The organism is Synechococcus sp. CS-603, from assembly GCF_977929215.1.
Genome location: NZ_OZ376778.1, coordinates 765,441 through 792,364, shown reverse-complemented (window position 1 = coordinate 792,364; position 26,924 = coordinate 765,441). Strand labels below are relative to the sequence as shown.

Below are 26,924 nucleotides of genomic sequence, written 5' to 3'. Positions count from 1 at the left end.
CTGGCATGGTAATTGCGCCACGTAGTGCTATCAGAAACTTGCCTGTTGGCGAGACATCCAATTCGCTAGGCTTAGCCGGTGTTGATGCGTTGTTGAAGGAAATCCAGAGCACGCTCCTACGCAGTCAGATAGCTGCCAAGTGGAGTATTGTTGATTTCGTTTTCAGGAAGAACTTAGAGGAGACGTCAACAAGAGGCTGTCCGTTATGCGGATTTAAGGCGTCAGACAACCAATTTAGCAAACTAAGGTCTCACTGTATCTTTGGTGGTGGTGATTTACTGAGACATATTTGCCCTGCATGCGAAGTAATCTATGGGCCAGACAAGATGTTTGCTTTAACTGAGGCTGGACTCGCCGAGGACTATGAATGGCATTATCAAGTCTATCAAGAAGGAGACTCGACTGAGCGTGAGCTACGGGCGTTTTTTGCACTCAATCCAGACAAACGCGGTGTTTATCTGAATTATGGGGCAGGTGGTTGGTCCCGCACTGTTCAGGAATTACGAGCTCAAGGATGGATTGTCTATGCCTATGAGCCTCATATCTCTGCCACTCACAGCTTAGCTCAAGATTGGTGTGTTTGCTCTTCAGAGCAATTACAACTTATGCGCTTTGACGGAATCTTTTCGAACAATGTCTTGGAGCACTTTAGGCATCCTGTTCAGGAGTTGCAACGAATGGAACGCTTGCTACATGAAGGGGGGAGCATGGCACACGCAACACCATGTTTTGAATACCTCTATGAGTACACGAGGTTTCACTTGCACTTCTTCACCGGAAAATCAAAAGATCTCTTGATGCAACTGGCTAATCTACAGCTTGTGGAGGATATTGTCGATGGAGACTTTATCTGTCGTGTCATGAAGTCGTCGCGACAGGGCGAGTGTCATGCCTAAGCAATTTAGTTTACCTGTTATTCGTTCTATGTTATGCCGGCAAGAACATTTCGCATCCTCTTGGTACCAGATCTGGAGGCAACGTATTGCCAAAGGAGCCCCGCTACTAGAGCTCGAGAGGAAAGCCATTTGGGGCGTTGTATGGGACGGTATGAATAACGAGAAGACGATGCACCGAAAACTCTGGGAATGGTGTGCTATTGCACAAGTGCTGGAAGAACGCGGCCTGCTGGTTCCGGATCATAAAGGCATTGGTTTTGCGGTAGGAATGGAGCCATTGGCCTCACTCTTTGCTGAACGCGGTGTTCAATTGATCGCGTCAGATTTTCATGGCGAAACTGATGATTCCAGCTGGGAGGAAACAGGCCAGCTTGGAGACTCACTCGCTAGTATTCATTGGCCCGGCATTCTCAGTTTTTGCGACTTTGATGCCAGAGTAAGTTATCAAAACATCGACATGCGCGATCTGAGTCGTATTCCAAGTGAGATGTATGATTTCAGTTGGAGCTCCTGCTCTTTCGAACACTTAGGCAGCTTGGAAGCTGGCTTGCAATTTCTGATAAATTCTTTGGACTGCCTTAAGCCCGGTGGGATAGCAGTCCACACTACAGAGTTTAACGTATCTTCAAACCAGGATACCATTGAAGTGGGTGAAAGCGTGATTTATCGCAAGGGAGATATTGAAGCTTTTGATTATCGCTTACGAAAGCTTGGCTGTGCTATCGAGGCACTGGATTTTGATGCAGGATCGGAACAACATGATATTGCGTTTGATTACCCTCCTTACTATACCCATGGTCGTCAGCATGTAAAGCTGATGATTGGCGAGTATGTCAGTACCTCTATGCTGATCATCATTCGAAAAGAAATCTAATGGGTATTACTTCATATGCTCAGAACTTTGAGGACGTTATGCTTTGGCGTGCGCTTAAGCATGTCGAGAAGGGATTTTATGTTGATATCGGTGCGCAAGACCCGCTTGTTGATTCTGTAAGCCTTGCATTTTATGAGCATGGCTGGCGGGGTGTAAATGTCGAGCCGACGCAGCAATACTCAGAGCTTTTAAAGCTGGCTCGCCCAGATGAAATTGTAATGCAGGTGGCTATTGGCAACCAATCGGGCACCTTAAAATTCTATGAGTTTGCAGACACCGGTCTTTCTACCGCCGTCACTGATCTCGCTCTGAGGCACCAAGAAGAAGGCTTTCGGTATCATGAAACATTGGTCCCAGTGATATCACTTGACATGTTGTTTGACCGTATTGGTGTTCAGGATATTCATTGGATGAAGATTGATGTCGAAGAGTCGGAGGGGCCTGTTTTGGAGAGTTGGCAGAGCGAGTTGATGCTCCCTTGGGTGTTAGTGATAGAGAGTACTCGCCCTTTGACGCAAGACAAAAGCTATAACGAGTGGGAGCAACTACTCCTACGCAAGGGCTATAAGTTTGTATATTTCGATGGGTTGAATCGTTTCTATGTTTCCCATAGACATTTTGAACTTGTGAGTTCATTTAGTTCTCCGCCAAATGTATTTGATGGTTTTGTCTTGAGTGGGAGTGCCTCGCACCCTTTCTGCAGGTTTGTCGAGAACAAAGTCCAGCAAGCCGAGAACAAAGCCCAGCAAGCTGAGAGCAAAGCCCTGCGAGTTCTAGCCACTGCAGATCAATACCATGCTCAACTTGCTGCTGTTCTTGCAAGCACCTCTTGGCACCTAACCAAGCCACTGCGTTGGTCGATGGACTTCATTCACAGAATGAGGAGACTTCGTGTTCAGGTAAAGGTGAAGGAGGTTTCTAAACGTATGCTGTTCCGGGCGATCCGGGTTGTCAATAATCACCCACGTCTAAAACGCGCCGTCATCACTTCGGCCTCAAGGCTTGGCGCTGCTAACAAATTGGGAGAGTTGTATTTCGCTTGGCAAGTTCACCCTGTTGGATTCCAGCATTTTTTACCTAAAGCGCCTGAGGATCTTAACCAGTTAAGCCCTCGAGCTAGACAGATCTATGCTGATCTAAAGGGCGCGATTAAAGTTCATCAGGAAGGGCAACGCTGATGCGGATCGTTATCGATATGCAAGGCGCTCAATCTACAGGCTCATGGAATCGTGGGATTGGACGCTATACAATGTCACTTGCCTCTGCGATCGTTAGCAACCGCGGATCTCATGAAGTTATTCTTGTATTGAATGGCGCATTCCCAGACTCTATTGCTCGTGTGCGCGCTCATTTCGTAAGTTTATTACAACCGGAATGTATTCGTATCTGGAATTCTCCTAGGTCTACGGCTAGAAAGGATGCTGCCAACTATTGGCGGTGTCAAGCCAGTGAGCTGATCCGAGAGGCTTTTCTCGTAAGCCTTAAACCAGATATAGTTCTTGTCAGTAGCCTCTTCGAAGGGTTGGTTGACGATGCTGTGACCAGCATCAAGCACTTTTCGACAGACATTATATATGTGGTTATCCTATACGACCTTATCCCGCTCATACATTCAAAATCGTATCTGAATAATCCGCTAGTCAAGGGCTGGTACTTTGAGAAGGCCCAATATCTGCGTCGAGCTGATTTATGGTTAGCGATCTCTGAGTCTTCCCGACAAGAAGGCTGTCATCATCTAGACCTGCCGTCTGAGCGCTGCATAAATATTTCATCAGACGCGGACAGTTGCTTCAAGAAAATTACGATATCTCCTGATGCTCAGAAAAGTTTACGGATAAAGTATGGCCTTACTCGCAAATTTGTGATGTATACCGGCGGTATTGATCATCGCAAAAACATAGAAGGCCTTATTCGCGCATTTGCTCGGCTGGAAACTCAACTGAGAACAAACCATCAATTGGCCATAGTGTGTTCAGTGCAACCGGAGAGCCGACGCCTTCTGGTGAAACTGGCGATGGAACAAGGGCTCGGAGCAGATGAACTTATCCTGACCGGCTTCGTCCCTGAACAAGATCTGATATCTCTCTACAACTTGTGTGCATTATTTGTTTTTCCATCATTGCATGAAGGTTTTGGTTTGCCTGCACTGGAGGCCATGCGCTGCGGGGCACCGGTGATTGCAGCGAATACATCAAGCCTGCCGGAAGTTGTTGATCTATCAGAAGCCGTGTTTGATCCATATTCCGATTTTGCCATAGCTAACGCAATGGAACGTGCTCTTGCCGATGCTGCATTCCGCGAGCATCTTATCTCGCATGGCACTCAACAGGCGGCAAGATTTTCGTGGAACGAAAGCGCACGGCGTTCAATATCTGCAATGGAACGTAAATATGCCGAGCGCGATGCAGAACAAAAGCTTAATATTAGCGATCTTACTCGGCCTCTCCTTGCTTATCTTTCTCCACTTCCGCCGGAGCGCTCGGGAATTTCCGACTACAGCGCCGCATTGCTGCCTGCATTGTCGAAATATTACGAGATTGAAGTTGTAGTTGCTCAAGCGAATGTTACGGATCCTTGGATAATGGCCAACTGCCCAATCCGCACTCTTGAATGGTTTGTCGCCAACGCTGACCGTTTTGACCGTGTTCTTTACCACTTTGGTAACTCCACATTTCATGAACACATGTTCGGATTGCTGAAAGTGGTTCCAGGTGTTGTTGTGTTACATGACTTTTTTCTTTCTGGCATACTTCATCATATAGATATGCATGGATATGCTTTTGGCTACTTTAATCGAAGCATTTATCGTTCTCACGGATACCTTGGCCTTGTTGACAAAGCCCAATGCAAGGATGCTACAGAAGTAGTATTGAAGTATCCTTGTAGTAGGGAGGTGATTGAAGATGGCTTGGGCACAGTTGTTCACTCAGATCATGCGCTCAAACTCGCCGAGAAGTGGTATGGGCTTGACGAGCATAGTTTGACGGTGATTCCACTTCTGCGTGCGCCCGTATTGCAATTTGATAAGCCTGAAGCGCGTATTGCGCTCGGATTGTCTCCTACTGATTTTGTGGTTTGCTCCTTCGGGATCATTGCACCCACAAAGCTCAACCACCGCTTGTTGCAAGCATGGCAAAGTTCTGATCTGGCGGAGGCAAGTAGTTGTCGCTTAATGTTTGTCGGTGAATGCTTACCTGGTGACTACGGATCACAACTTCTCTCATCCATCACTCGCCACCCCGGCGGTTCAAGAGTCTGCATCACTGGCTGGTTAGAGCAGGAGGTTTATCGTCTATATCTGGCTGCTGCAGACTTGACGATTCAGTTGCGATCACTCACGCGTGGTGAAACTTCGGCAGCCGTTCTTGACTGCATGAACTATGGCCACCCCACGATCGTTAATGCCAATGGCAGCATGGCCGACTTGGCCAACGATAATGTTTTGATGTTGCCAGATGATTTTACAGACCAAGATCTTATTGAAGCTTTGGAGGCTCTTTGGCGTGATTGCGAAAAGCGCCAACAACTTGGTACTAATGCCTTGAACGAAATACGTACAACGCATGATCCTTTACGATGTGCTGAGCGCTATATGAATGCAGTTGAGCATTTTTATTCTACTAGACGATTCATGCCTAAAACCTTGATTCCCTCTATTGCGGCACTTTCTTCCGAAGAGCCATCTGATGATGATTTATTGTCGATTGCTCAAGCGATTGCCTTGACATTCCCGCCACCGCAGGCGCAAATGCAGTTACTCGTAGATGTCTCAGGCCTGATCAACAACCAAGTAGTTACCGGGATTGCGCAAGACGTTAGGTACATATTGAGAGAGTGGTTGTTAAATCCTCCTGTCGGCTGGCGCATTGAACCTGTTTACGCCACATTGGATCAGTCATACAGATATGCTCGTAAATTCACTACTACTTTCCTTGATGTGCAGAATGAGGGGTTGAATGATGATCCTATAGACTTCGCATCAGGCGATATTTTCTTTGCTATGGATCTACGCCCTGAATTTCAGTCTAATTATGCGGATTATTATCAGTATCTTCGCTGCCGGGGCTTGAAGGTGAAGTTTTTTATCCATGATCTGCTCTTGGTTGAGCATTATTATCACTGCCCTCCTCCTTTGGCCGATAGCTTCGCGAATTGGCTTGAGGTAGTTGTTAAAGACTATGGCGCGATATGCATTTCTAGAAAAGTAGCGGATGGGCTGCTTGACTGGATTAAGGGCAGAAAAAGTATCCAGTCTCATACGCTTATGATCGAATATATTGATCTTGCATCTGACGACACCTCTGTAGCCGTGGAGTTGGACTTGTCTTCCTGCTCAAAGCGGCTTCTTACTATGCTCCTTCAATGCGAGGAGTCTTTTCCCTTTCGGACATCAACAAAGCCTGTCCCATTTTCTAGCTAACCTTTCTGGAAGGTTACATGGTAGGTAGGTAGACGCTCCTTTTTTAGGAGTCCCTAGATATTCTTGGCCATCCGTTGAGTCTTGGTCATCTACACTTGGGCTTGAGGAGGATATCACCTTGTTGCTTTTTCGTATAGACTCAAAGTCTGCATAATACTTTGTTCCCATTGGAAGCTGGTTGAGCGTTTTAGAGCTTCTTCCTTAAGGCTGATGCGCTTTTCGGTTTCAGACACCACCGATTCCAGAGCGTGAACCCACCTCTCCAAATCATCTGGCGGGAGCAGGATCCCTGCATCTCCTACTATTTCTGGCATGGACGTACTGTTAGAACAGAGCGTGCAAGCTCCAAAGGCCATTCCCTCCAGAACGGGCAAACCAAACCCTTCATAGTGACTGGGGTAGAGATTGACAAGACAGTGCTGGTAAAGCCAAGCCAACTCACCATCGCTCACGTAGCCCAATATGAAAATGTCGCTAGCCCAGGGTGATGCCACAATCTTTTCTTCAAAGTCATCCATTAGCCATCCTTTCTTGCCAGCCAGTACAAGAGGAGTCGCTTCTCCACCTCGGTGCCGATATTGATGGTAAACGTCCAGGAGGAAGGTCTGATTCTTCCTTGGCTCAATGGTTCCTATTGATAGGAAGAAAGGGTTTCCGATGTTGAAGATCTCCTGTCTTGGTCTTTTTGGTGCTGCATTGAAGCCAGGTTGACCAAAGCGAGAGGCTGGATAAATCACATGCACTTTCTCTGGTGTGATCTGTGGGAAGTGCTTGAGAAAGGACTGCTTGGTTGCTTCGGAAATGGCCACGAATTTGTCGGCCAGCGTGACGGCCCGTTCAACGCCCTCAAGGCAGCCCCGTCGGTTCTTTTCGGTTGTCCATTCGGGGTGGTCGAGAAAGCTCATGTCATAGAGCGTGTAGATGAGTGCTCCTGGCATCGGCCAGGGAGGGCACCAGAAGTTGTTGGCATGAACGACGTCAAATTGCTCCAGAAAGTGACCACCCCTGTCATGGTCGCGCCAAAAGATTTCTGCATCTTTTCGGCGCAGAAGACGTGGCCCATAGCGAATACCCTGGCCGAGATGGGGCAGGGCAAAAGCCAGTGTGGGGTCATGGAAGAAGTCACCGAAGCTGGTCAGCAATGTGAACTCATTGGTCACGTCTGAGGTCAGCAGACCCTCAATCAGAGAGGCCGCATAGTATCCGCATCCAGCCTTGCGCCCACCCGTTTGACTCACATCAAAGGCGACCTTTAATCCACTCATCGCTCACAGCCTTCCAGCTTTTCGATCATGATCTTTTCAGCCAGGGGCAGTAACCTACGTCGTGCTTTTTTCCAATAGCGCTTCGCGCTCGATGCCTGGATCCCCAGTTCTTGATTGATGGCCGTCAGTTGCTTCCAGCCCTTGAGGATGGCTCTCCAGCTGCCTGTTGCTCCTCCCTCCGCCATCGCCACGAGCGGTTGGGTGTAAAGCAGCGTTGTTTCTGGTCGTGCGGGCCCCAGCAGAAGTTTCTGCATCAGTTTGTAGTCTGCCGATAGGCTGTACTTTTCGTCAAAGGCTTCATCTCTGTATAGTTCTGTCTCTGCAATAAAGCCCGGATGTGGGTAATGCAGCCCTCGTAAGAGCTGCTGTTTCCATTCGCTTGTGTTCATCGGCACAGGATTCACGAGCCATAGGCTTTTGAGCTGACGATCGGGTCTCCGGAAGTAGCCGATGGAAGTGATCAGTACCTTGGCCCCCTTCCTGTGCCCCTCCTGTAAGAACGCGGCATAGCCAGCTGAATCCAGCAGCAGATCGTCGGAATTAAGCACGTGGGTGTAGTGGCCGCTGGCCTGCTCCAGCCCTGCATTCATGGCCGCATAGGGGCCGCCTCGGATGTTGGCGATCCACCGGCAGAATGAATATCTGTCCGCATACTCAGCCACCAGTTCGGTCGTGCCGTCGTCAGAGCCACCATCAATGATGAGATGTTCCAGAAGCCATCCATCTCGTTTCAGAGCTTCACGGGCCGCCAGGACGCTCAGGAGGTTTTCGGCAATGGTGGCAATCGCATTCAGGCAGGGTGTAATGACCGTGATCAACGGTTGTGGATGGCCAGCGGCCTCTGTGTCAGTCTGATCAGATACCTCACAGTCCATGCCTTCAGGGGCTTTGGCCATAGGCTGGGAGCTTGTAAGCTGATCACAGCCTGCCATAGCGATCATGGTTCCAGGTCGATTGTTAGGCAATCCGCGCTTGTTTCATCCCAAGCGTTTTATTCCTTATCCTTTCCAACCGGCGTTCAATCTGTGGATTCTCTGCACATTGGTTTTGACGCTCAGATCTTTCGGCGTCAGAGCCGAGGTGGTATCAGCCGTTATTTCGATTCTCTTGCCGCTGAGCTTCTGCAGGCTGGTGTATGCGTGAGCCGTGCCTCAAGGCCACCCAGATGTTGGCTGAACCCGTCATCATGGCGTCGGGCTGATGTGGTTCATGCCACCTTCTATGGCGGCCGCCCCTACCGGCTACACAGCGAGCAGCGTCTTGTGAGCTCCCTGTTTGACATGACCCCAGAGCGACATCCTGAACACTTCTTTCTTCCAGCTCTGCGCTCCCCCCATGCAAACAAGCCAGGCTGGCTTGCTGCCTCTGATTTGATCATCAGCATCAGTGCAGCATCTGTTGATGACCTCAATTTCTTTTACCCGCGTATTCGTACCCCTGTCCATGTGATTCATCTGGCTACGGCCATGGATCAGATCCCCCCCCAGCAGGTGGATGGGCTTGTGGATCGGCGCTTCTGGCTGATGGTGGGTAAACGCCACGCCTACAAGAATGGTCAGACCTTGATGCGAGCACTGGCGATATTGCATCGTGGTTGCTCGGCAGGCTGTGATCTTCCGCTCCTTGTCTTCGCAGGTGGCGGTTCTTGGACCCCTCAAGAGCATCAGTGCATCGCCAACCACGCTCTCCAGCATGCCGTTCTCCAGCTTTCGGTGACTGACCCGATGCTCGCCTGGCTCTATCGCCATGCTGAGGCGGTGCTGGTTCCCTCGCTTGCCGAGGGCTTCTCCCTACCCCTGATTGAGGCCTTGGCTTGTGACACGCCGGTTGTAGCTTCCGATCTTGAAGTGCATCGGGAGGTTGGTCAGGGTTTCGTGACCTTTTTGTCGCCTCTCAATGCTCAGGCATGGGCGGACTGGCTCGGGAGTGGTGAAGCTGTGGATCAGCAGCGCCCCAGCCATCGCCTCGGGTCTGAGGACTACACGCGTCTTCGCCGCCATTACGAAATGGATCGTTTAGTGCGGCAACATCTTGAGGCCTACGCCCGTTTTGGCTCACATCTCTGATGTGCCTTCTTGGCAGAAGGCAGGCCACAGAAGACACGGTTTCAGGACTCAGCTGTTTGCTTTGTTGTTAATGACAAGGGTTTCGTCGTGGGGTTTTCCATTGATCCCACAACGTCAAATCCCTCCCGCCTTAGAATGGATTCCTTCGCAGCTTCTTCCTTGTCGCAGGCGACCATTTCTGCCACCAGCTCTTCCAGTGTGGTGGTGGGCGTCCAGCCCAGTCTTTCCTTGGCTCGGGTGGGATCACCCAGGAGCGTTTCCACTTCCGCTGGACGGAAGTAGCGGGGATCAATCCTTACGATGGGTGTTCCATTGTCAACTGGAGAGCCGATCTCGCTGAGGCCTTCACCGCTCCAAGTGATACCATTCCATCCCAGGTGCTTGGCGGTGAGTTCAATGAACCGCGTTACACTTTCCTGACGGCCTGTGGCGATCACGAAATTCTCCGGTAGCCCCTCCTGCTGCAACATCAGCCACTGCATCTCCACATAATCACGTGGATGGCCCCAATCGCGAAGCGAGTCGAGGTTGTCCATGAAGATGCAATCGTCAAGCCCGCCATCAATGCGGGCAAGGCCTCGTGTGATCTTGCGGGCTACGAAGATTTCGCCCCACTGTGGTGATTCATGGCTGAACAGAGTGCCAGTGTAAGCATGCATTTAATAGGCTTTACAGTAATCGACCCCGATCCAGCAGGCATAAAGGATGGCAACACCATAGTGGCTGCAGGGAAAGAAGATAGCTCTCTCCTTCTTGTATATTTTCTACAGCAAGCCATACAACACACTTGTAGAGGACCGATAAATGCGAGCCTTGCTGGTGAGCCCAAGGGGATCCGCCACGGCTTCGAGGAGGCGAAGGGTTCACAGAGCGTCGGAATTGGCTGTGTATTCAGTAGTTTCATAGTTCACAGCCACGTGACTTTGAGCACCTTGAGTATAGATTTATGCGGGCTGCACCTTTTGGATGATGCGGATCAAGTTGGTACTATCCGTGAGATCGCCATAGTGCAGGTTCAGATGTGGATTGCGTTCATGAGGGTCCTGATAGAGGTGGTCGAGGCGGTTGGTGTTGAAGCTGCTGGCGCGTCGCTGGATGCCCCTGTACCTCACAACTCTTCTAGTGCAGTAGTTCCGCAAGACAGGAACCCTCTTGACCGGTAATTCCAGTGATCAATGCGTTTTGGCCATAGAAGTTAAAGGTTGATTGGAGAAGTGAAGGTCACCAAAACGCAGGGATCCAGAACGTAGTTTTCTGTGTTAGATGAGTCTCTCTTCGTACATTCGTTGGACGATCTCAGCCGGTGACACCTGAGCCTTCCAGCCGAGATCGGCGGCGATGAGGCTAGGATCCATGGCAGAGTATCTAAGATCACTTGGCCGCAGGAAGGTGGCGTCGCTGATCAGGTAGGTTTCTACGTCCAGCCCAGCAGCAACAAAGGCCAGGCGTACAAACTCACGCAGTGATGTGGTAACACCCGATGCAATTAAGTAGTCCTTGGGCTCTGGGGCCTGGAGCATCTGGTGCATGGCCAGCACATACTCAGGCGCCCAACCCCAGTCGCGCCAAATGTCGAGATTGCCGAGTCTTAACTCATGGCTATCTCCCCGCTTGATGCTTCGTACTCCTTCAATGATCTTCTGGGTCACAAAGCGTGAAGGCCTGAGCGGTGATTCGTGGTTGGCAAGAATACCCGTGCAGCAGAAAATACCATAGGCCTCACGATAGTTTGCCACCTGCCAGAAGGCTGTGCTTTTGGCGACGGCATAGGGGCTTCTGGGATGGAAGGCAGTTGTCTCATTTGCCGGTTTCTGCTGGGTATCACCGAAGCACTCCGAGCTGCCAGCACTGAAGAGACGTGTTGGTGCGTCAAGGTAGCGCAGCACCTCTAAAAAATTTAACGTACCACTGGCGATTGACTCCATGCATTCAACAGGCTGCTCAAACGAGAGCCCCACACTCGTTTGCCCGGCAAGGTTATATACCTCAGTTGGCTCGATAGATGACAGTGCCTTAAGCACGCTTCGGAAATCGTTGGGGGCCAAGGAGATGAGCTCAATGTCTTGATCGGCGCCGAGCCTGCGCAGACGACTGGTATCACTACTTTGGGCATCGCGACTACTGCCCACTACCCGGTAACCCGACTCAAGTAGATGGCGAGCCAAATATGCCCCGTCTTGGCCGGTGATGCCGGCGATGAGTGCTGTGTTGCTCATTTGTTATGTATTAGAATTCGAGGAATAGAGTGGTTTCCCCAACTTAATGAATAAATCTGCAGCTTTTGCTGGAATTACTTTGATTCAGCTCATGACTGGCATTTTGTAGTTTCAGATTAGCGTTTTCTAGTCCCTGAGTGGTATCATATGGTTTCAGAGTGGTGTTTTCCAGGTCCAGAGTAGCAGGAGCCAGCATCTGACTGGTGCTATTTAATTGCTTAGCCATTTAGAGCAATTGCTTTCGAGCCCTGGTTCCTGAATATGGGGCAATAGAAGTGGAAGCGAAGACGCAAGGAGGTCTTTCGAAGTGATGAGCTAGTTCGTCCCTAATTCTGATGTGCACCACTAAGGCGGGTGCCTTGGCGATTTTTTGAACAGCAGCGCTCAACCTGCTGAGGCTGGCCGGCTTTCAACAGATCCAGGCCGGCTTGCAGTTCGTGTCCCACGACATCAATTAACTGCTGGCAATGGTACGGAAACAGCCAGAAGCCAATCGTTGCTGAGACTCTGAATCCGCCCTGTTGCCAGGGTCCACCAGAGTTCCCGATTGTTCCAGAGGCTCTGGACGAAACGCGGTGTCATGGACTTGAACTTAGACGACCCCAGCGACGGCACCAGCTCCTCTGATTTGACTGGGGGGCACCCTTTAGGGCATGCTCTTGATTCGGCGGAAGCGTCGAATCGCGGATGTAGCTCAGTGGTAGAGCATCTCCTTGCCAAGGAGAAAGTCGAGAGTTCGAATCTCTTCATCCGCTTGAATCAGCCAATCGGTCGCGCACCAGCAAGGTTTGGGCGTGGCCGTAGCTGAAACCGAGTCGCTCGTAGAAGCCAGCTCCCTGGGTCGTCATCAGGTAGATCCGCTCGGCCCGCTTGATCGCCGGTGCGTGCAGCAACTCCTCGACGATGCTGCGGCCCAGCCCCTGACCCTGGCTTGCCTCGGCCACCACCACGTCCCAGAGCACAGCTCGGAACACCCCATCGCTGGTGGCTCTGCCAAAGCCGAGCAATTCGCCCTCCCGCCAGGCACTCACCACGGCGCTGCTGCCCCCCAGCATGCGGCGCAGGTCGTGGCGGCTGCGGCCGCAGGCCCAGAAGCTGTGGGCATCGAGAAACTGCTGCAGGGCGCCAAGACGCCAAAGCAGCCGCAGCTTCAGCGGTCCGTGGGCGATCAGCCTGATGGCCGCAGGGCCAGACACAGCTTCAGCAGAGGGTGGGCGGGCAGGCATGGCGTTCCAGGGCCGGCTGCCATCCTCAAGCTTCACCGGCCAGCCCCTTTCCAATCTGCCGGCAGACCCTGCCTTGAGCCGTCATTAGCGGACGCTGGTGAGGCCAAACCCCTTGCCCTGCCTTGCTTCTTGCAAACGTTCAGAGGTTCAGCGGTGATAAGCTGAAGCCAATAAGGTGGCCGCTGCAATGCTCAAATTCCTGCTGGGTGATCCCAATGCCCGCAAGCTGAAGCGCTTTCAGCCCCTGGTGTCGGACATCAACCTGCTGGAGGAGGAGATCGCCCCATACAGCGACGACCAGCTGCGTGGCAAGACTGCCAGCTTCAAGGAGATGCTGGCGAAGGCGGAATCCCCGGCCAGGCAGCGCCAGCTGCTTGATGAGTTGCTGCCGGAAGCCTTTGCGGTGGTGCGCGAAGCCGGCAAGCGGGTGCTGGGCATGCGCCACTTCGACGTGCAGCTGATCGGCGGCATGGTGCTGCACGAAGGCCAGATCGCCGAAATGAAGACCGGCGAAGGCAAAACCCTGGTGGCCACCCTGCCGGCCTACCTCAACGCCCTCACCGGCGCCGGGGTGCACGTGGTGACCGTGAACGACTACCTGGCCCGCCGCGATGCCGAGTGGATGGGCCAGGTGCATCGCTTCCTTGGCCTCTCGGTGGGGCTGATCCAACAGGACATGCCCCCGTCCGAGCGACGGCGCAACTACGGCTGTGACATCACCTATGCCACCAACAGTGAGCTGGGCTTCGACTATCTGCGCGACAACATGTCCAACGACATCGAAGAGGTAGTACAACGAAGCTTCAATTACTGCATCATCGATGAGGTCGACTCCATTCTGGTGGATGAAGCGCGCACACCCTTGATCATTTCAGGCCAGATCGAGAGGCCCCAGGAAAAGTATCGACGGGCTGCCGAGATCGCCGATCAGCTACTGCGGGCCGAAGGAACCTCCAAAGACGGGATCGACCCCGAAGGTGATTACGAGGTAGATGAAAAACAGCGCAACGTGACGCTCACCGACGAGGGCTACGCGAAGGCAGAAGAGCTGCTAAATGTTCAGGATCTGTTCGATCCTGCAGATCCCTGGGCCCACTACATCACCAACGCCCTCAAGGCCAAATCCCTGTTCATCAAGGATGTGAACTACATCGTGCGCGGCGAGGATGCCGTGATCGTCGATGAGTTCACTGGTCGGGTAATGCCTGGTCGCCGTTGGAGCGACGGCCAACACCAGGCGATTGAAGCCAAGGAAAACCTGGCGATTCAACCGGAAACGCAGACTCTTGCCAGCATCACCTATCAGAATTTCTTCCTGCTCTATCCGCGTCTGGCTGGCATGACCGGCACCGCCAAGACCGAAGAAGTGGAATTCGAGAAAACTTACAAGCTCGAAGTGACCGTTGTACCCACCAACCGCACCCGTTCACGCCTGGATCTGGTGGATCAGGTGTACAAGAACGAGGCCGCCAAATGGCGCGCCGTGGCCGCCGAAACCGCTGGCATCCACCGGGCCGATCGGCCGGCGCTGGTGGGAACCACCAGCGTGGAGAAATCAGAATTGCTCAGTGCCCTTCTTGCCGAACAGGGCATCCCCCACAACCTGTTGAACGCCAAGCCGGAGAACGTGGAGCGGGAGGCTGAGATCATCGCCCAGGCCGGCCGGGCCGGGGCCGTCACGATCGCCACCAACATGGCTGGACGCGGCACCGACATCATCCTCGGTGGCAACAGCGATTACATGGCCCGCCTCAAACTGCGCGAGGTGCTGCTGCCCCGCCTGGTGCGTCCGGAGGAGGGCCACCGTCCCCCCGTTCCACTGCCGCGGGAGGCTGCCGGCGGTGGCTTCGGCAGCAGCCCCTCCGGCCTGGCCCATGCCCCCAGCGAGGCCCGCGCCATCGGCGCCCTCTACCCCTGCGCCCTCACCGACGCCACCGAACAATCCCTGGTGGAGCTGGCAAGGGAACTGGTCAAGGCCTGGGGCGATCGGGCCCTCTCGGTGCTTGAACTCGAAGACCGCATCGCCCAGGCGGCCGAGAAGGCCCCCACCGACGACGCCCAGATCCAGAGCCTGCGCCAGCTGATCACCCGGGTGCGGGCCGAATACGATGGCGTGGTCCAAGAGGAGGAGGAACGGGTGCGGCAGGCCGGCGGCCTGCACGTGATCGGCACCGAACGCCATGAATCGCGACGGGTGGACAACCAGCTGCGTGGCCGCGCCGGCCGCCAGGGGGACCCGGGCAGCACCCGCTTCTTCCTCTCGCTGGAAGACAACCTCCTGCGCATCTTCGGTGGGGATCGGGTGGCCGGTCTGATGAATGCCTTCCGGGTGGAAGAGGACATGCCGATCGAATCGGGCATGCTCACCCGCTCGCTCGAGGGAGCACAGAAAAAGGTCGAAACCTACTACTACGACATCCGCAAGCAGGTGTTCGAGTACGACGAAGTGATGAACAACCAGCGGCGTGCCGTGTATGCCGAACGCCGCCGTGTTCTGGAGGGCCGGGAGCTGAAGCTGCAGGTGATCGGCTACGGGGAGCGCACCATGGACGACGTCGTCGAGGCCTACGTCAACCCCGACCTGCCCTCGGAGGAGTGGGATCTGGCCCGGCTGGTCTCGAAGGTGCAGGAATTCGTTTATCTGCTGGCCGATCTCACGCCTGAGCAGTTGCAGGGCCTGTCGATGGAGGAGCTCAAGGCCTTCCTGCGCGAGCAGTTGCGCAATGCCTATGACCTCAAGGAAAGCCAGGTGGATCAATCCCGTCCCAACTTGATGCGCGAGGCCGAGCGTTTCTTTATCCTCCAGCAGATCGACACCCTCTGGCGCGAGCATCTCCAGGCCATGGACGCCCTGCGTGAATCGGTGGGGCTGCGCGGCTACGGCCAGAAAGATCCCCTGATCGAATACAAGAACGAGGGCTACGACATGTTCCTCGACATGATGACTTCGATGCGCCGCAATGTGATCTATTCAATGTTCATGTTCCAGCCCCGCATGGAAAACAGCCCGGCCGTGGCCACCGGCTGAAGCCGAGCCGCCCAGCGGCCCCCGCCCCGCTCAGTTGCTGGTGCTGGTGGCGGCGGAATCACTGGCAGCATCCTCGCCGAGGAACTGGATGATTTCGCGATCCTTGAGGTTCTGGGAGGTGCCGCCGCAGGCTTCCTGCAGCGGACGCCCGGCGGCCACCTCGCGCAGACAGTGCTGCAGACGGCTGAGGTCGCCTTCGAGCGCGTCGATGCGCTCCATCAGATTGCGAATCACCCTGGCTTCCGCATCCGGCAGCTGGGAGTGGGCCAGGGGGTCGATGCGCACCCCCGATTGATGCACCACCCGGCCAGGGATGCCCACCACGGTGCTGTCGGGTTGAACGTCATGCAGCACCACCGATCCAGCGCCGATGCGGGTGTTCGATCCAACGCTGATCGCCCCGAGCACGTTGGCGCCGGCGCCCACCACCACGTTCTCCCCCAGGGTGGGGTGACGCTTGCCGTGCACCTTGCCGGTGCCGCCCAGGGTCACGCCCTGGTAGAGGAGGCAGCGGTTGCCGATCTCGGAGGTTTCGCCGATCACCACGCCCATGCCGTGGTCGATGAACACCCCGGAGCCGATCCTGGCGCCGGGGTGGATCTCCACGCCGGTGAGGCTGCGGGCCAGCTGGGAGAGCAGCCGCGGCAGCAGAGGAATCTGGCAGCGCCAGAGCCGGTGGCTGAACCGATGCAGCACCAGGGCGTGGAATCCCGGATAGCAGAGCAGGATCTCCAGGTTGCCACGGGCGGCAGGGTCGCGCTCGCGGATGATCCGGAGATCGGCGGCCACGGTGCTCAGGAGTTGCCGGAACGAGGAACCCAAGGCAGACGGGGAAAGGTGGACGGGAGAAGAACGGGGAAGGCCTGCTGGGAGGGGGGCGAGGCAGCTCAGCCGGCCTGGGCTGACTCCCGATCCAGGAGGCCGTCGGGCGGGGAGGTCAGGCCGATCTCCTTACGCAGCAGGTCGATGGTGGCAGCCCCCAGGTAGCTCTGGGCACAGTGCACCTGGGGCAGGCGCATCAGCTGGGACCGATTCTGGCGCAGGGTCTGCTCAACCAGCGGCAAACTGGGCCTGTCGCAGAGCACATGGCTGGCGGCACGCAGCAGCGCCAGCAGGCGGCTGCCGACATCCGGGTTGGCGGTCATCACCAGCAGATCGTTGCCGCGCATGCTGTGCAGAATCACCTCGGCCGCCCGCAGGATGCCGGGGCTGATGCTCACCAGCCCCACGCAGCTGCCGGTGCGCAGTTCCTTGAGCAGGTCGAGCTCGTGGCGGAAATCATTGAGGTCGACGGCCACCGCCCGCACCCCATAGCGATGGGCCAGCTCTTCGACGGTCTGCAGGAAGTAGCGGCTGGTCACCACGGTGCCGTTGCTGGAGGTTTCGAGCACCGCTTCGAGCTCCTCGAGCGGCACCACTTCCACCGGCACCTCCAGAACAGGCTCCAGCTCCTCAGCGATCAGCAGGGAGGCGCCGATGTCCTCCCGGGGTGTGGAGACCAGCACCCGGGCGCCGCAGCGCAGGCGCCAGTCGATCTCGCGGGTGATCAGCTCGCGGGCTTGCTGCAGGGTGCAACCGGCATTAAGCAGCCCGTCGACCGACTGCCGCACTTCCCGGTCAATGTCGGGGCGGAGGCGATTGCGCAGCCCCGGCGGCACCTTGAGCTCGCGGGGCTTCTGCTGGTCGCGCACATAAATGCCGGAACCAGCCATGGCCTCTACAACGCCGTCATTTTCGAGTTGGCGGTAGACCTTGCTGATTGTGTTGCGGTGCAGGCCGGTCTGCATCGCCAGCTGGCGGGTGCTGGGCAGCCGGTGGCCGGGCGGGTAGTGGCGCGCCGCGATGGCGAAACAGATCTGGTTGTACAGCTGGGTCGACGCCGGGATGTCGCTTTCCTGCTGGATGTGGAATCGCACGCCGGTGGGAACCTGCAGCTTTGCCGCCACCCTACGGAGCTTCTGTCCCGGTGACAATTCCCCCTTTGGCATACGGGGCTGTGCCGGTTGGGGCCAGGAGCGCTGCTCAGGCCTCGGCAGGGGCGTGGTTGGCCGTGGTGATCTGACGCACCGGTGAGGGAATGGTGCGCACCGCCTTGGCTGCCAGGGCAGCAGCATCCTTCTCCTTGGTGAGTGGAGTTTTGCGCGGGGTGAGGAACATGCTCATGTTGCGGCCTTCCCGCTTCGGATCCTGCTGGATCTCAGCGCTCTCTTCGAGGTCTTTGGCCATGCGATACAACAGCACTTCAGCCAAGGCTGTGTGCTGGATTTCCCGACCACGGAAGATCACCGTGCACTTGACCTTGTCACCGTCCTTGAGGAAGCGGACGGCCTGGCTGATGCGCACCTGGTAGTCGTGGGAGTCGATCTTGTAGCGCATCTTCACCTCCTTGACTTCCGTCTGGTGAGATTTTTTCTTGGCTTCCTTGGCCTTTTTCTCCTGCTCGAATTTGAACTTGCCGTAGTCCATGATCCGGCAGACCGGCGGATCGGCCTTCTCGCTGACCAGCACCAGATCCAGATCCCGATCCTTGGCCACCTCCAGGGCCGCTTCCCTGGTGATCACCCCGAGCTGGCTGCCGTCGGCATCGACCACCCGCAACTGGGGGTAACTGATGCGGTCGTTGATGTTGGGGAGCTCCCGCACAGGAGCGCGGCGATCAAAACGGGGACGAGGTGGCATTCAAAGAAGCGAGGGGACGGAGCGGAGGTGCCGCTCTTAGGACGTCTGGGCGGGAGGCAAGAGCTTGAACTTTCCGAGAGCCTGATCGACAGATCAATCCCTGGAAACACCCAGACCTTCACTCTAGGCCGCTCTTGACCGCCCTTAAGGCCTGTCCCAGCAGATCCTGGCCTTCGAGCCAGAGGGGCTGGTGCTGGCGGCGGAACCAGGTGCGCTGGCGTTTGGCGTACTGGCGGGTGCGCCGCTCGGTAAGAGCGATGGCCTCGGCTTCGCTGAGCTCGCCGGCCAGGGTCTGCCTGGCTTCCCGATAGCCGATCGTGTCGAGCAGCGGCAAAGCCTCGCCGTAGCGACCAATCAGTGCGGCGGTTTCCTCGAGCAGGCCGCCGCTGAACAACTGGCGGCTGCGCGCGGCGATGCGGCTTGGCAGGTCAGGTGGATCGAGGCCGAGTTCGAGCACGCGCCAGGGAGGCGGATTGCGTTTGCGCTGGCCCGTGAGGGGGCGGCCGGTGGCATAGAGCACCTCCAGGGCGCGCACGGTGCGCACCGAATCGGCAGCGGCAATCCGGGCGGCGGCGATCGGGTCGGCCTGGGCAAGCAGTTGGTGGCAGCTGGCCTGACCCAGGCGCCCCAGCTGGTCACGCAGGGCCGGCTGGGGTGGCACGGCCGGGGGCTCGAGTCCCTGGATCAGGGCCTGGAGGTAGAGGCCGCTTCCGCCCACCAGGAAGGCCATACCCCGACGCTCCCCCTCGGCGGCGATGCTGGCGTCTGCGGCCTGGCGGAAGTCGTGGAGGTTGATCGGCCGATCCGGTGAGCGCAGTTCGAGCAGCTCATGGCGTACCCGGGCCCGCTGCAGCGCTGTGGGCTTGGCGGTGCCGATGTCCATGCCGGCATAGAGCTGGCGGGAATCCACCGACAGAACAGCCAGGTCGAGGGCGCCGGCGATCTCGATCGCCAGGTCGGTCTTGCCGGCGGCCGTGGGGCCGAGCAGAACGATCACGGGCAGGGGTTGGGGAGCCATCGGGTCGGCCGCTGGGCGGAGGCGAAAACAGGGGACTGGAGCAGGAGACAGTCCAGGCATGGTTGGTCTCCATACCCGAACAGGCTCTCAGAGCCCCCTGGGAGCCTCTCAGGGCCCAGGGTGATAAAGTCAACCTCTTGATTGGGCTTTGAGCGTCTCTTGAAGCCCTCAGAACCTCGCTTTCCAATCTCAGCGTTCCCAATTCAGATGAATCTCGCCGATGGGGCTGGCGCAGATCTGGCCATCGCCGCTGGGGCTAGGGCCGTTTCCACCGACCGGCGCCAGCCGCTGAGCATCTGACCATGACCGATCCCTCCAGAATCGAGCACGCCTACGGCGCCGAGCAGATCCAGGTCCTTGAAGGGCTGGAACCGGTGCGCAAGCGCCCGGGCATGTACATCGGCACCACCGGGCCAAGGGGTCTGCACCACCTCGTTTATGAGGTGGTCGACAACTCTGTGGATGAGGCCCTCGCGGGCCATTGCGACGAAATCTTCGTTCGCCTCTGCGACGACGGCTCGGTGGAAGTCACCGACAACGGCCGCGGCATCCCCACCGACATCCATCCCCGCACCGGCAAGTCGGCCCTGGAAACGGTGTTGACCGTGCTGCACGCCGGCGGCAAGTTCGGCAGTGGCGGCTACAAGGTGTCCGGCGGTCTGCACGGGGTGGGCATCTCGGTGGTCAACGCCCTGAGCGAATGGGTGGAAGTCACCGTGCGCCGCCAGGGCCAGGTGCACCGCCAGCGCTTTGAGCAGGGCACACCGATCGGATTACTGCGCTCTGAAGCCGACAGCAGCGGCAAAACCGGCACAGCCGTGCGCTTCAAGCCCGACACCGAGATCTTCACCGTCGGCATCGTCTTCGACTACGCCACCCTCTCAGGACGCCTGCGCGAGCTGGCCTACCTCAACGGCGGGGTGCGGATCGTCTTCCGCGACGAAAGGGCGGCAGCCCTGAGCCCTGAGGGTGAAGCCCATGAGGAGATCTATCATTACGAAGGCGGCATTCGCGAATATGTGACCTACATGAATGCGGGCAAGGATCCTCTCCATCCCGACATCATCTACGTCAACAACGAGAAGGACGGCGTTCAGGTTGAAGCCGCCCTGCAGTGGTGCGTCGATGCCTACTCCGACAGCATCCTCGGCTTCGCCAACAACATCCGGACCGTCGATGGGGGCACCCATATCGAGGGCCTCAAAACGGTGCTCACCCGCACCTTCAACACCTTTGCCAAAAAGCGCGGCAAACGCAAAGACGCCGATTCCAATCTGGCCGGCGAGAACATCCGCGAAGGCCTCACCGCTGTGCTCTCGGTGAAGGTGCCGGATCCTGAATTCGAAGGCCAGACCAAAACCAAGCTCGGCAACACCGAGGTTCGTGGCATCGTTGACACGGTGGTGGGCGAATCGCTGATTGAATTTCTGGAATTCCATCCCCAGGTGATCGACCTGATCCTGGAGAAAGCGATCCAGGCCTTCAACGCTGCTGAGGCCGCGCGGCGTGCCAGGGAGCTGGTGCGGCGTAAATCGGTGCTGGAGAGCTCCACCCTGCCGGGCAAACTGGCTGACTGCAGCTCCCGCGATCCCTCCGAATCCGAGATCTACCTGGTGGAGGGCGACTCCGCCGGTGGTTCAGCCAAGCAGGGCCGGGATCGGCGCTTCCAGGCGATCCTGCCGCTGCGCGGCAAGATCCTCAACATCGAGAAAACCGACGATGCCAAGATCTATAAAAACACCGAAATTCAGGCCCTGATCACAGGCTTGGGCTTGGGCATCAAGGGGGAGGAGTTCAACGAATCGGCCCTGCGTTATCACCGCATCGTGATCATGACCGACGCCGATGTGGATGGCGCCCACATCCGCACCTTGCTACTCACCTTCTTCTATCGCTATCAGAAAACTCTGCTGGAAGGTGGCTACATCTACATCGCCTGCCCGCCTCTCTACAAAGTGGAGCGCGGTAAAAATCACACCTATTGCTACAACGAGCAGGATCTCAAAACCACCCTCGATGGTTTTGGCGGCAAGGCCAATTACACAATCCAGCGTTTCAAGGGCCTGGGCGAAATGATGCCCAAGCAGCTCTGGGAAACCACCATGGATCCAACGACCCGAACGATGAAGCGGGTCGAGATTGAAGATGCTGCCGAAGCCGATCGCATCTTCACAATCCTGATGGGTGACAAGGTGGCCCCGCGGCGGGAGTTCATCGAGGCCCACAGCGCCGAACTCGATTTCGCCCAGCTCGACATCTGATGGATTGGCGTCTGCCATGGGTGCTGGGGCTGGCCTTGATCGCTCCAGCAGCGTTGCCGGCCGGGGGCGGTGAGCGCCGCTCGCCGGAGCTGCGTCGGCGCCAGAGCAAAGATCCCCTCTTGGCCGCCGGGCCGCTGTCGCTGCGTTGCGCGCCCCAGCACTCCGCCCCTGTCCTGACCCAACTGCAGCGCAGCGAGCCCGTGCGGCTGCTGCGCACCTGGCGGGAACCCGGTGGCAACCGCTGGCTGCAGGTTCAAGCTTCCAGCCCCACGGTCGGCCAACCCCGCCGCGGCTGGCTGCCCGGATGATCACATGCCTGATTCTTGACCTGGCATAGCACCCTTCTGGTGGCACTCGGAGCGGTGCCGGGCGCCTGGCTGCGGTTGCGCCTGGTCAACCATTTCGAGCCGATGCTGCCCCGTCGGCACTGGGCCACCTTCGGAGTGAACGTGGGCGCCGCCTTCGCCCTCGGCTTGCTGGTCGCCCTGGTGCAGCGTGGCGGCCCGGACGGCCAAGAGCTGCTGCTGCTGATCGCCACCGGTTTCCTGGGCAGCTTGAGCACCTTCTCCACCTTGATGGTGGAAGTTCTGCAGAACCTGCGCCAGGGCCAACCCGGCGATGCGGCGCTGCTGGCAGCCGCCTCGGTGCTCGCCGGCGTCCTGGCCGTGCAGCTGGGCTTGCTTCTGGGAGCAGGCTGAGATGAAACGCCGCCTGCGCTTCGCCCTATGGGAACTGGGGCTGGTGGCCGCCGGTGCTGTGCCCGGCGCGATGCTGCGCTGGCGCCTGGGGGTGCAGATCGGGCCCCTCCTCGCCGACGGCGCCACCGGGGTAGCCGCAGCCAACCTGCTCTCCAATCTGCTGGGATCGTTCCTGCTCGGCGTGCTGGCCGGACCGATCCCCCGGCGAACTCCCCTGCTGCTGCTCGGCGGCATCGGCTTCTGTGGATCGCTCACCACCTTCAGCTCCTGGATGCTGGATCTGGTGCGCCTCAACGGCCAGGGTCAACCCCAAGAGGCCCAGGCCCTGCTGATCCTCAGCCTGGTGCTGGGCCTGGCCGCCGCCGCCGCCGGCCTGGCGACCAGCCGCTGGTTGTGGATCAGGCCGCCAGGGCCGCCTCGATCGCAGCGCTGAGCTCGGCGCTGTCGGGTTCAACGGCGCTCTTGAAGCGCCCCAGCACCGTGCCGTCACGGCCCACCAAGAACTTCTCGAAATTCCACTCCACGTCTCCGGCCGGCTCTACCTGGGTGAGCAGGTCGTAGGGGGCGGTCTTGTTCCCTTTGGCGTGAACCTTGTCGAACAGGGTGAAGTTGGCGCCGTAGGTGGTGGCGCAGAACTGCTGGATCTCGCTGAGGCTGCCGGGCTCCTGGGCGCCGAAGTCGTTGCAGGGGAAGCCGAGCACCTTCAGGCCGCGCGGGCCGTAGCTGTCCTGAAGCGCCTGCAGGCCGGCGTATTGGCGGGTGAAGCCACAACGGCTGGCCACATTGACAATCAGCAGCACCTCACCGCCGAGATCACCGAGCCGCTGCTCGCTGCCGATGGCGTTTTTCACCACCACGTCCGATACATTCACAGTCATGGGACCAAGTGCAGTCGAAGCGGACCCTAGGCGTTCGGGCTCTCCCCATACACTTCGGAAGGCTGCGATCCTCTGGGGCGATGAGCGAGGCAACCAGCGCCAGCAGTCCCACTGCGGCGGGAAACAACAGCCTGCAGGTGGCCGATGTGGTGGCCCGCCAATTGCAGGGCCTGCTCACGGCCGGCAATTATGACGGGGTCAAGCTGCTGCTGGAGCCGGTGCAGCCGGTGGACTGCGCCGAGGCGATCGGCCGCCTGCCCCGCACCCTGCAGGCCCTGGCCTTTCGGCTGCTGGTCAAAAACGAGGCGATTGAGGTCTACGAATATCTCGATCCCGGTGTGCAGCAGAGCCTGCTGGAGCGGCTGCGCTCCGGCGAAGTGCTGGAGCTGGTGGAGGAGATGTCACCAGACGACCGGGTGCGGCTGTTCGACGAGCTGCCGGCGAAGGTGGTGCGCCGGCTGTTGATGCAGCTCAGCCCGGCCGAGCGGCGCGTCACCGCCCAACTTCTGGGCTATGAGGCCGAGACGGCAGGCCGGCTGATGACCACCGAGTTCATCGACCTCAAGGAATTCCACAGCGCCGCCCAGGCCCTCGCCATTGTCCGCCGCCGGGCCCGCGAAACCGAGACCGTCTACAGCCTTTATGTCACCGATGGCTCCCGCCATCTCACCGGCATCCTCTCGCTGCGGGATCTGGTCACCGCCGAGCCCGACGACCGCATTGGCGATGTGATGACCCGGGAGTTGGTCAACGTGACCACCACCACCGACCAGGAAGAGGTGGCCCGGATCATCCAGCGCTACGACTTCCTGGCCGTGCCGGTGGTCGATCGGGAGGAGCGGCTGGTCGGGATCGTCACGGTCGACGACGTGATCGACGTGATCCAGCAGGAGGCCACCCGCGACCTCTACGCCGCCGGTGCCGTGCAGGCCGGCGACGAGGACGACTACTTCCAGAGCAACCTGTTCACCGTGGCCCGGCGCCGGGTGGTGTGGCTGCTGGTGCTGCTGGTGGCCAACACCGGCACCTCGGCGGTGATCGCCTCGAAGGAGGGGGTGCTGCAGGAGGTGGTGCGACTGGCCGCCTTCATCCCGCTGCTGATCGGCACCGGCGGCAACGTGGGCGCCCAGAGCTCCACGGTGGTGATCCGCGGCCTGAGCACCCAGCGGATCCAGGCCCTGGGCCTGTGGCGCACGGTGGGCCGCGAAGCGTTCTCAGGATTGCTGTTGGGCCTGCTGCTGGTGATCGTGGTGGTGCCCTGGGCCTGGCAGGTGGGCGGCGGCATGCTGGTGGCCACCGCCGCCGGCATCAGCCTGGTCTGCATCACCACCCTGGCGGCCACGGCCGGGGCGTCCCTGCCCCTGCTGTTTCACCGGCTGGGCCTGGATCCAGCCCTGATGTCGGCTCCATTCATCACCACCGCCACCGACGTGGCCGGGGTGTTCATCTACCTGCAGACCGCCTCCTGGCTGCTGAACCACGTGGGCCTGACCCCCTGAACGGTGGAAATCCGCAGGCTTCCTGAGAGTTGCTTCACACTTCTTCAGGTTAGGCTTTACACACGTTCTGGATTTCGCTGTGGTTGTCGCACTCTCGTTGGATCGCCCGTCCAAGTCCAAGGCTTTCTCAGAAGCGAAGCCTGGTTCGGAAACGAAGGCTGGTTCGCAGCCCAAGGCAGCTGCTGACGCCAAGCCCGCCACGGCCGGCCGCTCCATGCCTCCGGTGGATGGCGACTTAGTGCGCTCCTACCTGCGCGACATCGGCAGGGTGCCCCTGCTCAGCCATGAGCAGGAGATCACCCTCGGCCGCCAGGTTCAAGACCTGATGCGGCTCGAGGAAATGGAGCAGGAACTGGAAATCCGCAGCGGCGCCAAGCCGAGTTCGTTGGAGTGGGCCCAGGCCCTGGGCCTGAGTCAGCCCGTGCTCAAGCGCAAGCTGGCCTGCGGGCGCCGCGCCAAGGAGCGGATGGTGGCGGCCAACCTGCGCCTGGTGGTGAGCGTGGCGAAGAAATACACCAAGCGGAACATGGAGCTGCTCGACCTGATCCAGGAGGGCACGATCGGTCTGGTGCGCGGCGTTGAGAAGTTCGACCCCACCCGCGGCTACAAGTTCTCCACCTACGCCTACTGGTGGATTCGCCAGGGGATCACCCGGGCGATTGCCGAGAAGAGCCGCACGATCCGGCTGCCGATCCACATCACCGAAACGCTCAACAAGCTCAAGAAAGGTCAGCGTGAGCTGAGCCAGGAACTGGGCCGCACCCCGAGCCTGAGCGAGCTGGCGGTGTCGGTGGAGCTGCCGGAGGAGGAAGTGAAGGAACTGCTCTGCCGGGCGCGGCAACCGGTGAGCCTGGAAACAAAGGTGGGCGACGGCGAAGACACCGAGCTGCTCGATCTGCTGCAGGGCGATGGCACCCTGCCCGAGGAAAACGTCGATAACGAGTGCCTACGCGGTGACATGCGGGCGCTGCTGGAGCAACTGCCGGAGCTGCAGCGCGATGTGCTGAAGATGCGCTACGGCATGGACGTGGAGGAGCCGATGAGCCTCACCGGCATCGGCCGCATCCTGGGCATGAGCCGTGATCGGGTGCGCAACCTGGAGCGGGATGGCCTCGTGGGCTTGCGGCGCCTGAGCGCCTGCGTGGAGGATTACGCGGCCAGCTGATCGTTCCCCTGCCATGGACAGCAGCACCGAAGTTCTCGCCCTCTTCCCGCGCTACGTGCTCAAGAGCCGGCTGTCCGTGCCCCTGCTCGCTGAGCTGCTGCAACTGGGAGTTCAGGTGCTGGAGCGCCCCGAGCAGAGCCCCGATGCTTCCACCAAGCTGGCCGGTCAGCTGGCCCAGCAGCGGGAGCTGGGCCCCCAGCACCCCTGTATTCAGGCCCTCTGCGCCGAAGTGATTCTGCCGGCCTGTGAGCACTGGATCCGCCATGTGATCGACCGCCAGCCGCCCCAGGGTCGGGGGCCGTGGACGCCTGGCCGCTACCGGCTGCAGATGATCGATGTCTGGCTCAATTCCCAGGTGGCGGGGGATTACAACCCGATGCACACCCACGGTGGCTCCTTCTCCGGTGTGATCTTCCTTAAGGTGCCGCCCCAGATCCACAACGACAGCTTCGACGGCCAGCTCTGTTTTCACGGCCCCGAGGAGTGGCACATCCAGAGCTTTCGCACCGGCATGGCCCAATACATGCTGCCGGTGGCCGGCGAGCTGTATGTGTTCCCCGCCTGGCAACCCCATTCGGTGCCGCCCTTCCGTGGCGACGGCGAGCGCTGGTCTCTGGCCTTCAACGTGGTGGCCGTGCCAACGCCGGCGCAGCCTGCTGGGCCGGCACCGGCCGCTGCTACCAATATCTCCCTCTCCAGCTCGCGGCAACGGCCCGGGGGGTTTGCCTGAGGGTT

General features: G+C 58.2%; 22 protein-coding genes, 1 tRNA gene and 1 pseudogene. 14 read left to right on the top strand and 10 right to left on the bottom strand.

Annotated features, from left to right (window positions below; translation table 11 throughout):
* Positions 1-5 precede the first annotated feature (5 nt).
* Genes ACXMDM_RS04115 through ACXMDM_RS04100 form a run of 4 tightly spaced genes read left to right on the top strand, consistent with a single transcriptional unit; the run spans position 6 to position 6,190 of the window.
* Positions 6-896 carry a methyltransferase domain-containing protein gene (locus tag ACXMDM_RS04115; protein WP_083544457.1) on the top strand — a complete coding sequence of 297 codons (891 nt, stop codon included), beginning with the start codon at positions 6-8 and terminating at the stop codon, positions 894-896.
* Positions 889-1,770 carry a class I SAM-dependent methyltransferase gene (locus ACXMDM_RS04110; protein ID WP_259723278.1) on the top strand — a complete coding sequence of 294 codons (882 nt, stop codon included), beginning with the start codon at positions 889-891 and terminating at the stop codon, positions 1,768-1,770. Before ACXMDM_RS04115 ends, ACXMDM_RS04110 begins: the two co-directional genes overlap by 8 nt.
* On the top strand, positions 1,770-2,948 hold the full coding sequence (locus ACXMDM_RS04105; protein WP_071800713.1) for an FkbM family methyltransferase: 1,179 nt from the start codon (positions 1,770-1,772) through the stop codon (positions 2,946-2,948). The genes ACXMDM_RS04110 and ACXMDM_RS04105 overlap by 1 nt, the downstream gene beginning before the upstream one ends.
* Entirely contained in the window at positions 2,948-6,190 is a 3,243-nt protein-coding gene (locus tag ACXMDM_RS04100; RefSeq protein WP_083544456.1) for a glycosyltransferase, read from the top strand. The genes ACXMDM_RS04105 and ACXMDM_RS04100 overlap by 1 nt, the downstream gene beginning before the upstream one ends.
* Before the next feature lie 113 nt (positions 6,191-6,303).
* Here ACXMDM_RS04100 and ACXMDM_RS04095 read toward each other — a convergent pair whose 3' ends face one another.
* Together ACXMDM_RS04095 and ACXMDM_RS04090 are read right to left on the bottom strand one after the other, a co-directional pair.
* Positions 6,304-7,455 carry a glycosyltransferase family 4 protein gene (locus tag ACXMDM_RS04095; RefSeq protein ID WP_071800711.1) on the bottom strand — a complete coding sequence of 384 codons (1,152 nt, stop codon included), beginning with the start codon at positions 7,453-7,455 and terminating at the stop codon, positions 6,304-6,306.
* Positions 7,452-8,273 carry a glycosyltransferase gene (locus tag ACXMDM_RS04090; RefSeq protein WP_499570139.1) on the bottom strand — a complete coding sequence of 274 codons (822 nt, stop codon included), beginning with the start codon at positions 8,271-8,273 and terminating at the stop codon, positions 7,452-7,454. The genes ACXMDM_RS04095 and ACXMDM_RS04090 overlap by 4 nt, the downstream gene beginning before the upstream one ends.
* Positions 8,274-8,735: 462 nt before the next feature.
* Between ACXMDM_RS04090 and ACXMDM_RS04085 the strand changes: the two genes are divergently transcribed.
* Positions 8,736-9,521, top strand: coding sequence for a glycosyltransferase (locus ACXMDM_RS04085; RefSeq protein WP_162922854.1), 786 nt, complete (start codon positions 8,736-8,738; stop codon positions 9,519-9,521).
* A 41-nt stretch (positions 9,522-9,562) separates the two neighbouring features.
* On the opposite strand, the pseudogene ACXMDM_RS04080 reads toward ACXMDM_RS04085, so the two are convergent.
* Positions 9,563-10,697: pseudogene (locus ACXMDM_RS04080) on the bottom strand (GDP-mannose 4,6-dehydratase).
* 83 nt (positions 10,698-10,780) lie between these two features.
* On the bottom strand, positions 10,781-11,737 hold the full coding sequence (locus ACXMDM_RS04075) for a GDP-mannose 4,6-dehydratase (RefSeq protein WP_071800708.1): 957 nt from the start codon (positions 11,735-11,737) through the stop codon (positions 10,781-10,783).
* 683 nt (positions 11,738-12,420) lie between these two features.
* Between ACXMDM_RS04075 and ACXMDM_RS04070 the strand changes: the two genes are divergently transcribed.
* Positions 12,421-12,492: transfer RNA gene (locus tag ACXMDM_RS04070), tRNA-Gly, on the top strand.
* Here ACXMDM_RS04070 and ACXMDM_RS04065 read toward each other — a convergent pair.
* Positions 12,484-12,963 carry a GNAT family N-acetyltransferase gene (locus tag ACXMDM_RS04065; RefSeq protein ID WP_071802074.1) on the bottom strand — a complete coding sequence of 160 codons (480 nt, stop codon included), beginning with the start codon at positions 12,961-12,963 and terminating at the stop codon, positions 12,484-12,486. The genes ACXMDM_RS04070 and ACXMDM_RS04065 overlap by 9 nt on opposite strands.
* 187 nt (positions 12,964-13,150) lie before the next feature.
* On the opposite strand from ACXMDM_RS04065, the gene secA reads away from it, so the two are divergent.
* A complete protein-coding gene (gene secA / locus ACXMDM_RS04060) occupies positions 13,151-15,991 on the top strand; it encodes a preprotein translocase subunit SecA (RefSeq protein ID WP_071800707.1) in 2,841 nt (946 codons plus the stop codon).
* A gap of 30 nt (positions 15,992-16,021) precedes the next feature.
* Here secA and cysE read toward each other — a convergent pair whose 3' ends face one another.
* The 4 genes from cysE to miaA form a co-directional block, all read right to left on the bottom strand.
* Positions 16,022-16,813 carry a serine O-acetyltransferase gene (gene cysE / locus ACXMDM_RS04055; protein ID WP_071800706.1) on the bottom strand — a complete coding sequence of 264 codons (792 nt, stop codon included), beginning with the start codon at positions 16,811-16,813 and terminating at the stop codon, positions 16,022-16,024.
* 65 nt (positions 16,814-16,878) lie between these two features.
* On the bottom strand, positions 16,879-17,907 hold the full coding sequence (locus tag ACXMDM_RS04050; RefSeq protein ID WP_071802073.1) for a GntR family transcriptional regulator: 1,029 nt from the start codon (positions 17,905-17,907) through the stop codon (positions 16,879-16,881).
* 106 nt (positions 17,908-18,013) lie between these two features.
* Positions 18,014-18,670 (bottom strand): translation initiation factor IF-3, encoded by a 657-nt coding sequence (infC, locus tag ACXMDM_RS04045; protein ID WP_259723279.1) that lies wholly within the window; start codon positions 18,668-18,670, stop codon positions 18,014-18,016.
* A gap of 118 nt (positions 18,671-18,788) precedes the next feature.
* A complete protein-coding gene (gene miaA / locus ACXMDM_RS04040; protein WP_071800704.1) occupies positions 18,789-19,688 on the bottom strand; it encodes a tRNA (adenosine(37)-N6)-dimethylallyltransferase MiaA in 900 nt (299 codons plus the stop codon).
* 302 nt (positions 19,689-19,990) lie between these two features.
* Between miaA and gyrB the strand changes: the two genes are divergently transcribed.
* The 4 genes from gyrB to ACXMDM_RS04020 are packed head-to-tail and all read left to right on the top strand — an operon-like array spanning position 19,991 to position 23,080.
* Positions 19,991-21,949 (top strand): DNA topoisomerase (ATP-hydrolyzing) subunit B, encoded by a 1,959-nt coding sequence (gyrB, locus tag ACXMDM_RS04035; protein ID WP_071800703.1) that lies wholly within the window; start codon positions 19,991-19,993, stop codon positions 21,947-21,949.
* On the top strand, positions 21,949-22,257 hold the full coding sequence (locus ACXMDM_RS04030) for an SH3 domain-containing protein (protein WP_071800702.1): 309 nt from the start codon (positions 21,949-21,951) through the stop codon (positions 22,255-22,257). The genes gyrB and ACXMDM_RS04030 overlap by 1 nt, the downstream gene beginning before the upstream one ends.
* A 15-nt stretch (positions 22,258-22,272) precedes the next feature.
* Positions 22,273-22,647: a fluoride efflux transporter FluC gene (locus ACXMDM_RS04025; RefSeq protein WP_071800701.1), complete on the top strand. Its 375-nt coding sequence runs from the start codon at positions 22,273-22,275 to the stop codon at positions 22,645-22,647.
* A gap of 1 nt (position 22,648) precedes the next feature.
* On the top strand, positions 22,649-23,080 hold the full coding sequence (locus ACXMDM_RS04020) for a fluoride efflux transporter FluC (RefSeq protein ID WP_071800700.1): 432 nt from the start codon (positions 22,649-22,651) through the stop codon (positions 23,078-23,080).
* On the opposite strand, the gene ACXMDM_RS04015 is transcribed toward ACXMDM_RS04020, so the two are convergent.
* A complete protein-coding gene (locus tag ACXMDM_RS04015) occupies positions 23,046-23,525 on the bottom strand; it encodes a glutathione peroxidase (RefSeq protein ID WP_071800699.1) in 480 nt (159 codons plus the stop codon). The genes ACXMDM_RS04020 and ACXMDM_RS04015 overlap by 35 nt on opposite strands.
* A gap of 80 nt (positions 23,526-23,605) precedes the next feature.
* Between ACXMDM_RS04015 and mgtE the strand changes: the two genes are divergently transcribed.
* The 3 genes from mgtE to ACXMDM_RS04000 all read left to right on the top strand — a co-directional run bounded on the left by mgtE (position 23,606) and on the right by ACXMDM_RS04000 (position 26,919).
* Positions 23,606-25,024, top strand: a complete 1,419-nt coding sequence (gene mgtE, locus ACXMDM_RS04010) for a magnesium transporter (protein WP_071800698.1) — start codon at positions 23,606-23,608, stop codon at positions 25,022-25,024.
* Between the two features lie 214 nt (positions 25,025-25,238).
* Positions 25,239-26,189 carry an RpoD/SigA family RNA polymerase sigma factor gene (locus ACXMDM_RS04005; RefSeq protein WP_071802072.1) on the top strand — a complete coding sequence of 317 codons (951 nt, stop codon included), beginning with the start codon at positions 25,239-25,241 and terminating at the stop codon, positions 26,187-26,189.
* 13 nt (positions 26,190-26,202) lie between these two features.
* Positions 26,203-26,919, top strand: coding sequence for a putative 2OG-Fe(II) oxygenase (locus ACXMDM_RS04000; RefSeq protein WP_071800697.1), 717 nt, complete (start codon positions 26,203-26,205; stop codon positions 26,917-26,919).
* Positions 26,920-26,924 lie beyond the last annotated feature (5 nt).

What these genes read in the sequence shown, in the direction of transcription:
- ACXMDM_RS04115 (WP_083544457.1), top strand. Translation starts at nt 6, where the DNA reads ATGGTAATTGCGCCACGTAGTGCTATCAGAAACTTGCCTGTTGGCGAG.
- ACXMDM_RS04110 (WP_259723278.1), top strand. Translation starts at nt 889, where the DNA reads ATGCCTAAGCAATTTAGTTTACCTGTTATTCGTTCTATGTTATGCCGG.
- ACXMDM_RS04105 (WP_071800713.1), top strand. Translation starts at nt 1,770, where the DNA reads ATGGGTATTACTTCATATGCTCAGAACTTTGAGGACGTTATGCTTTGG.
- ACXMDM_RS04100 (WP_083544456.1), top strand. Translation starts at nt 2,948, where the DNA reads ATGCGGATCGTTATCGATATGCAAGGCGCTCAATCTACAGGCTCATGG.
- ACXMDM_RS04095 (WP_071800711.1), bottom strand. Translation starts at nt 7,455, where the DNA reads ATGAGTGGATTAAAGGTCGCCTTTGATGTGAGTCAAACGGGTGGGCGC.
- ACXMDM_RS04085 (WP_162922854.1), top strand. Translation starts at nt 8,736, where the DNA reads ATGACCCCAGAGCGACATCCTGAACACTTCTTTCTTCCAGCTCTGCGC.
- ACXMDM_RS04075 (WP_071800708.1), bottom strand. Translation starts at nt 11,737, where the DNA reads ATGAGCAACACAGCACTCATCGCCGGCATCACCGGCCAAGACGGGGCA.
- ACXMDM_RS04065 (WP_071802074.1), bottom strand. Translation starts at nt 12,963, where the DNA reads ATGCCTGCCCGCCCACCCTCTGCTGAAGCTGTGTCTGGCCCTGCGGCC.
- secA (WP_071800707.1), top strand. Translation starts at nt 13,151, where the DNA reads ATGCTCAAATTCCTGCTGGGTGATCCCAATGCCCGCAAGCTGAAGCGC.
- infC (WP_259723279.1), bottom strand. Translation starts at nt 18,670, where the DNA reads ATGCCACCTCGTCCCCGTTTTGATCGCCGCGCTCCTGTGCGGGAGCTC.
- miaA (WP_071800704.1), bottom strand. Translation starts at nt 19,688, where the DNA reads ATGGCTCCCCAACCCCTGCCCGTGATCGTTCTGCTCGGCCCCACGGCC.
- gyrB (WP_071800703.1), top strand. Translation starts at nt 19,991, where the DNA reads ATGACCGATCCCTCCAGAATCGAGCACGCCTACGGCGCCGAGCAGATC.
- ACXMDM_RS04030 (WP_071800702.1), top strand. Translation starts at nt 21,949, where the DNA reads ATGGATTGGCGTCTGCCATGGGTGCTGGGGCTGGCCTTGATCGCTCCA.
- ACXMDM_RS04020 (WP_071800700.1), top strand. Translation starts at nt 22,649, where the DNA reads ATGAAACGCCGCCTGCGCTTCGCCCTATGGGAACTGGGGCTGGTGGCC.
- ACXMDM_RS04015 (WP_071800699.1), bottom strand. Translation starts at nt 23,525, where the DNA reads ATGACTGTGAATGTATCGGACGTGGTGGTGAAAAACGCCATCGGCAGC.
- mgtE (WP_071800698.1), top strand. Translation starts at nt 23,606, where the DNA reads ATGAGCGAGGCAACCAGCGCCAGCAGTCCCACTGCGGCGGGAAACAAC.
- ACXMDM_RS04005 (WP_071802072.1), top strand. Translation starts at nt 25,239, where the DNA reads ATGCCTCCGGTGGATGGCGACTTAGTGCGCTCCTACCTGCGCGACATC.
- ACXMDM_RS04000 (WP_071800697.1), top strand. Translation starts at nt 26,203, where the DNA reads ATGGACAGCAGCACCGAAGTTCTCGCCCTCTTCCCGCGCTACGTGCTC.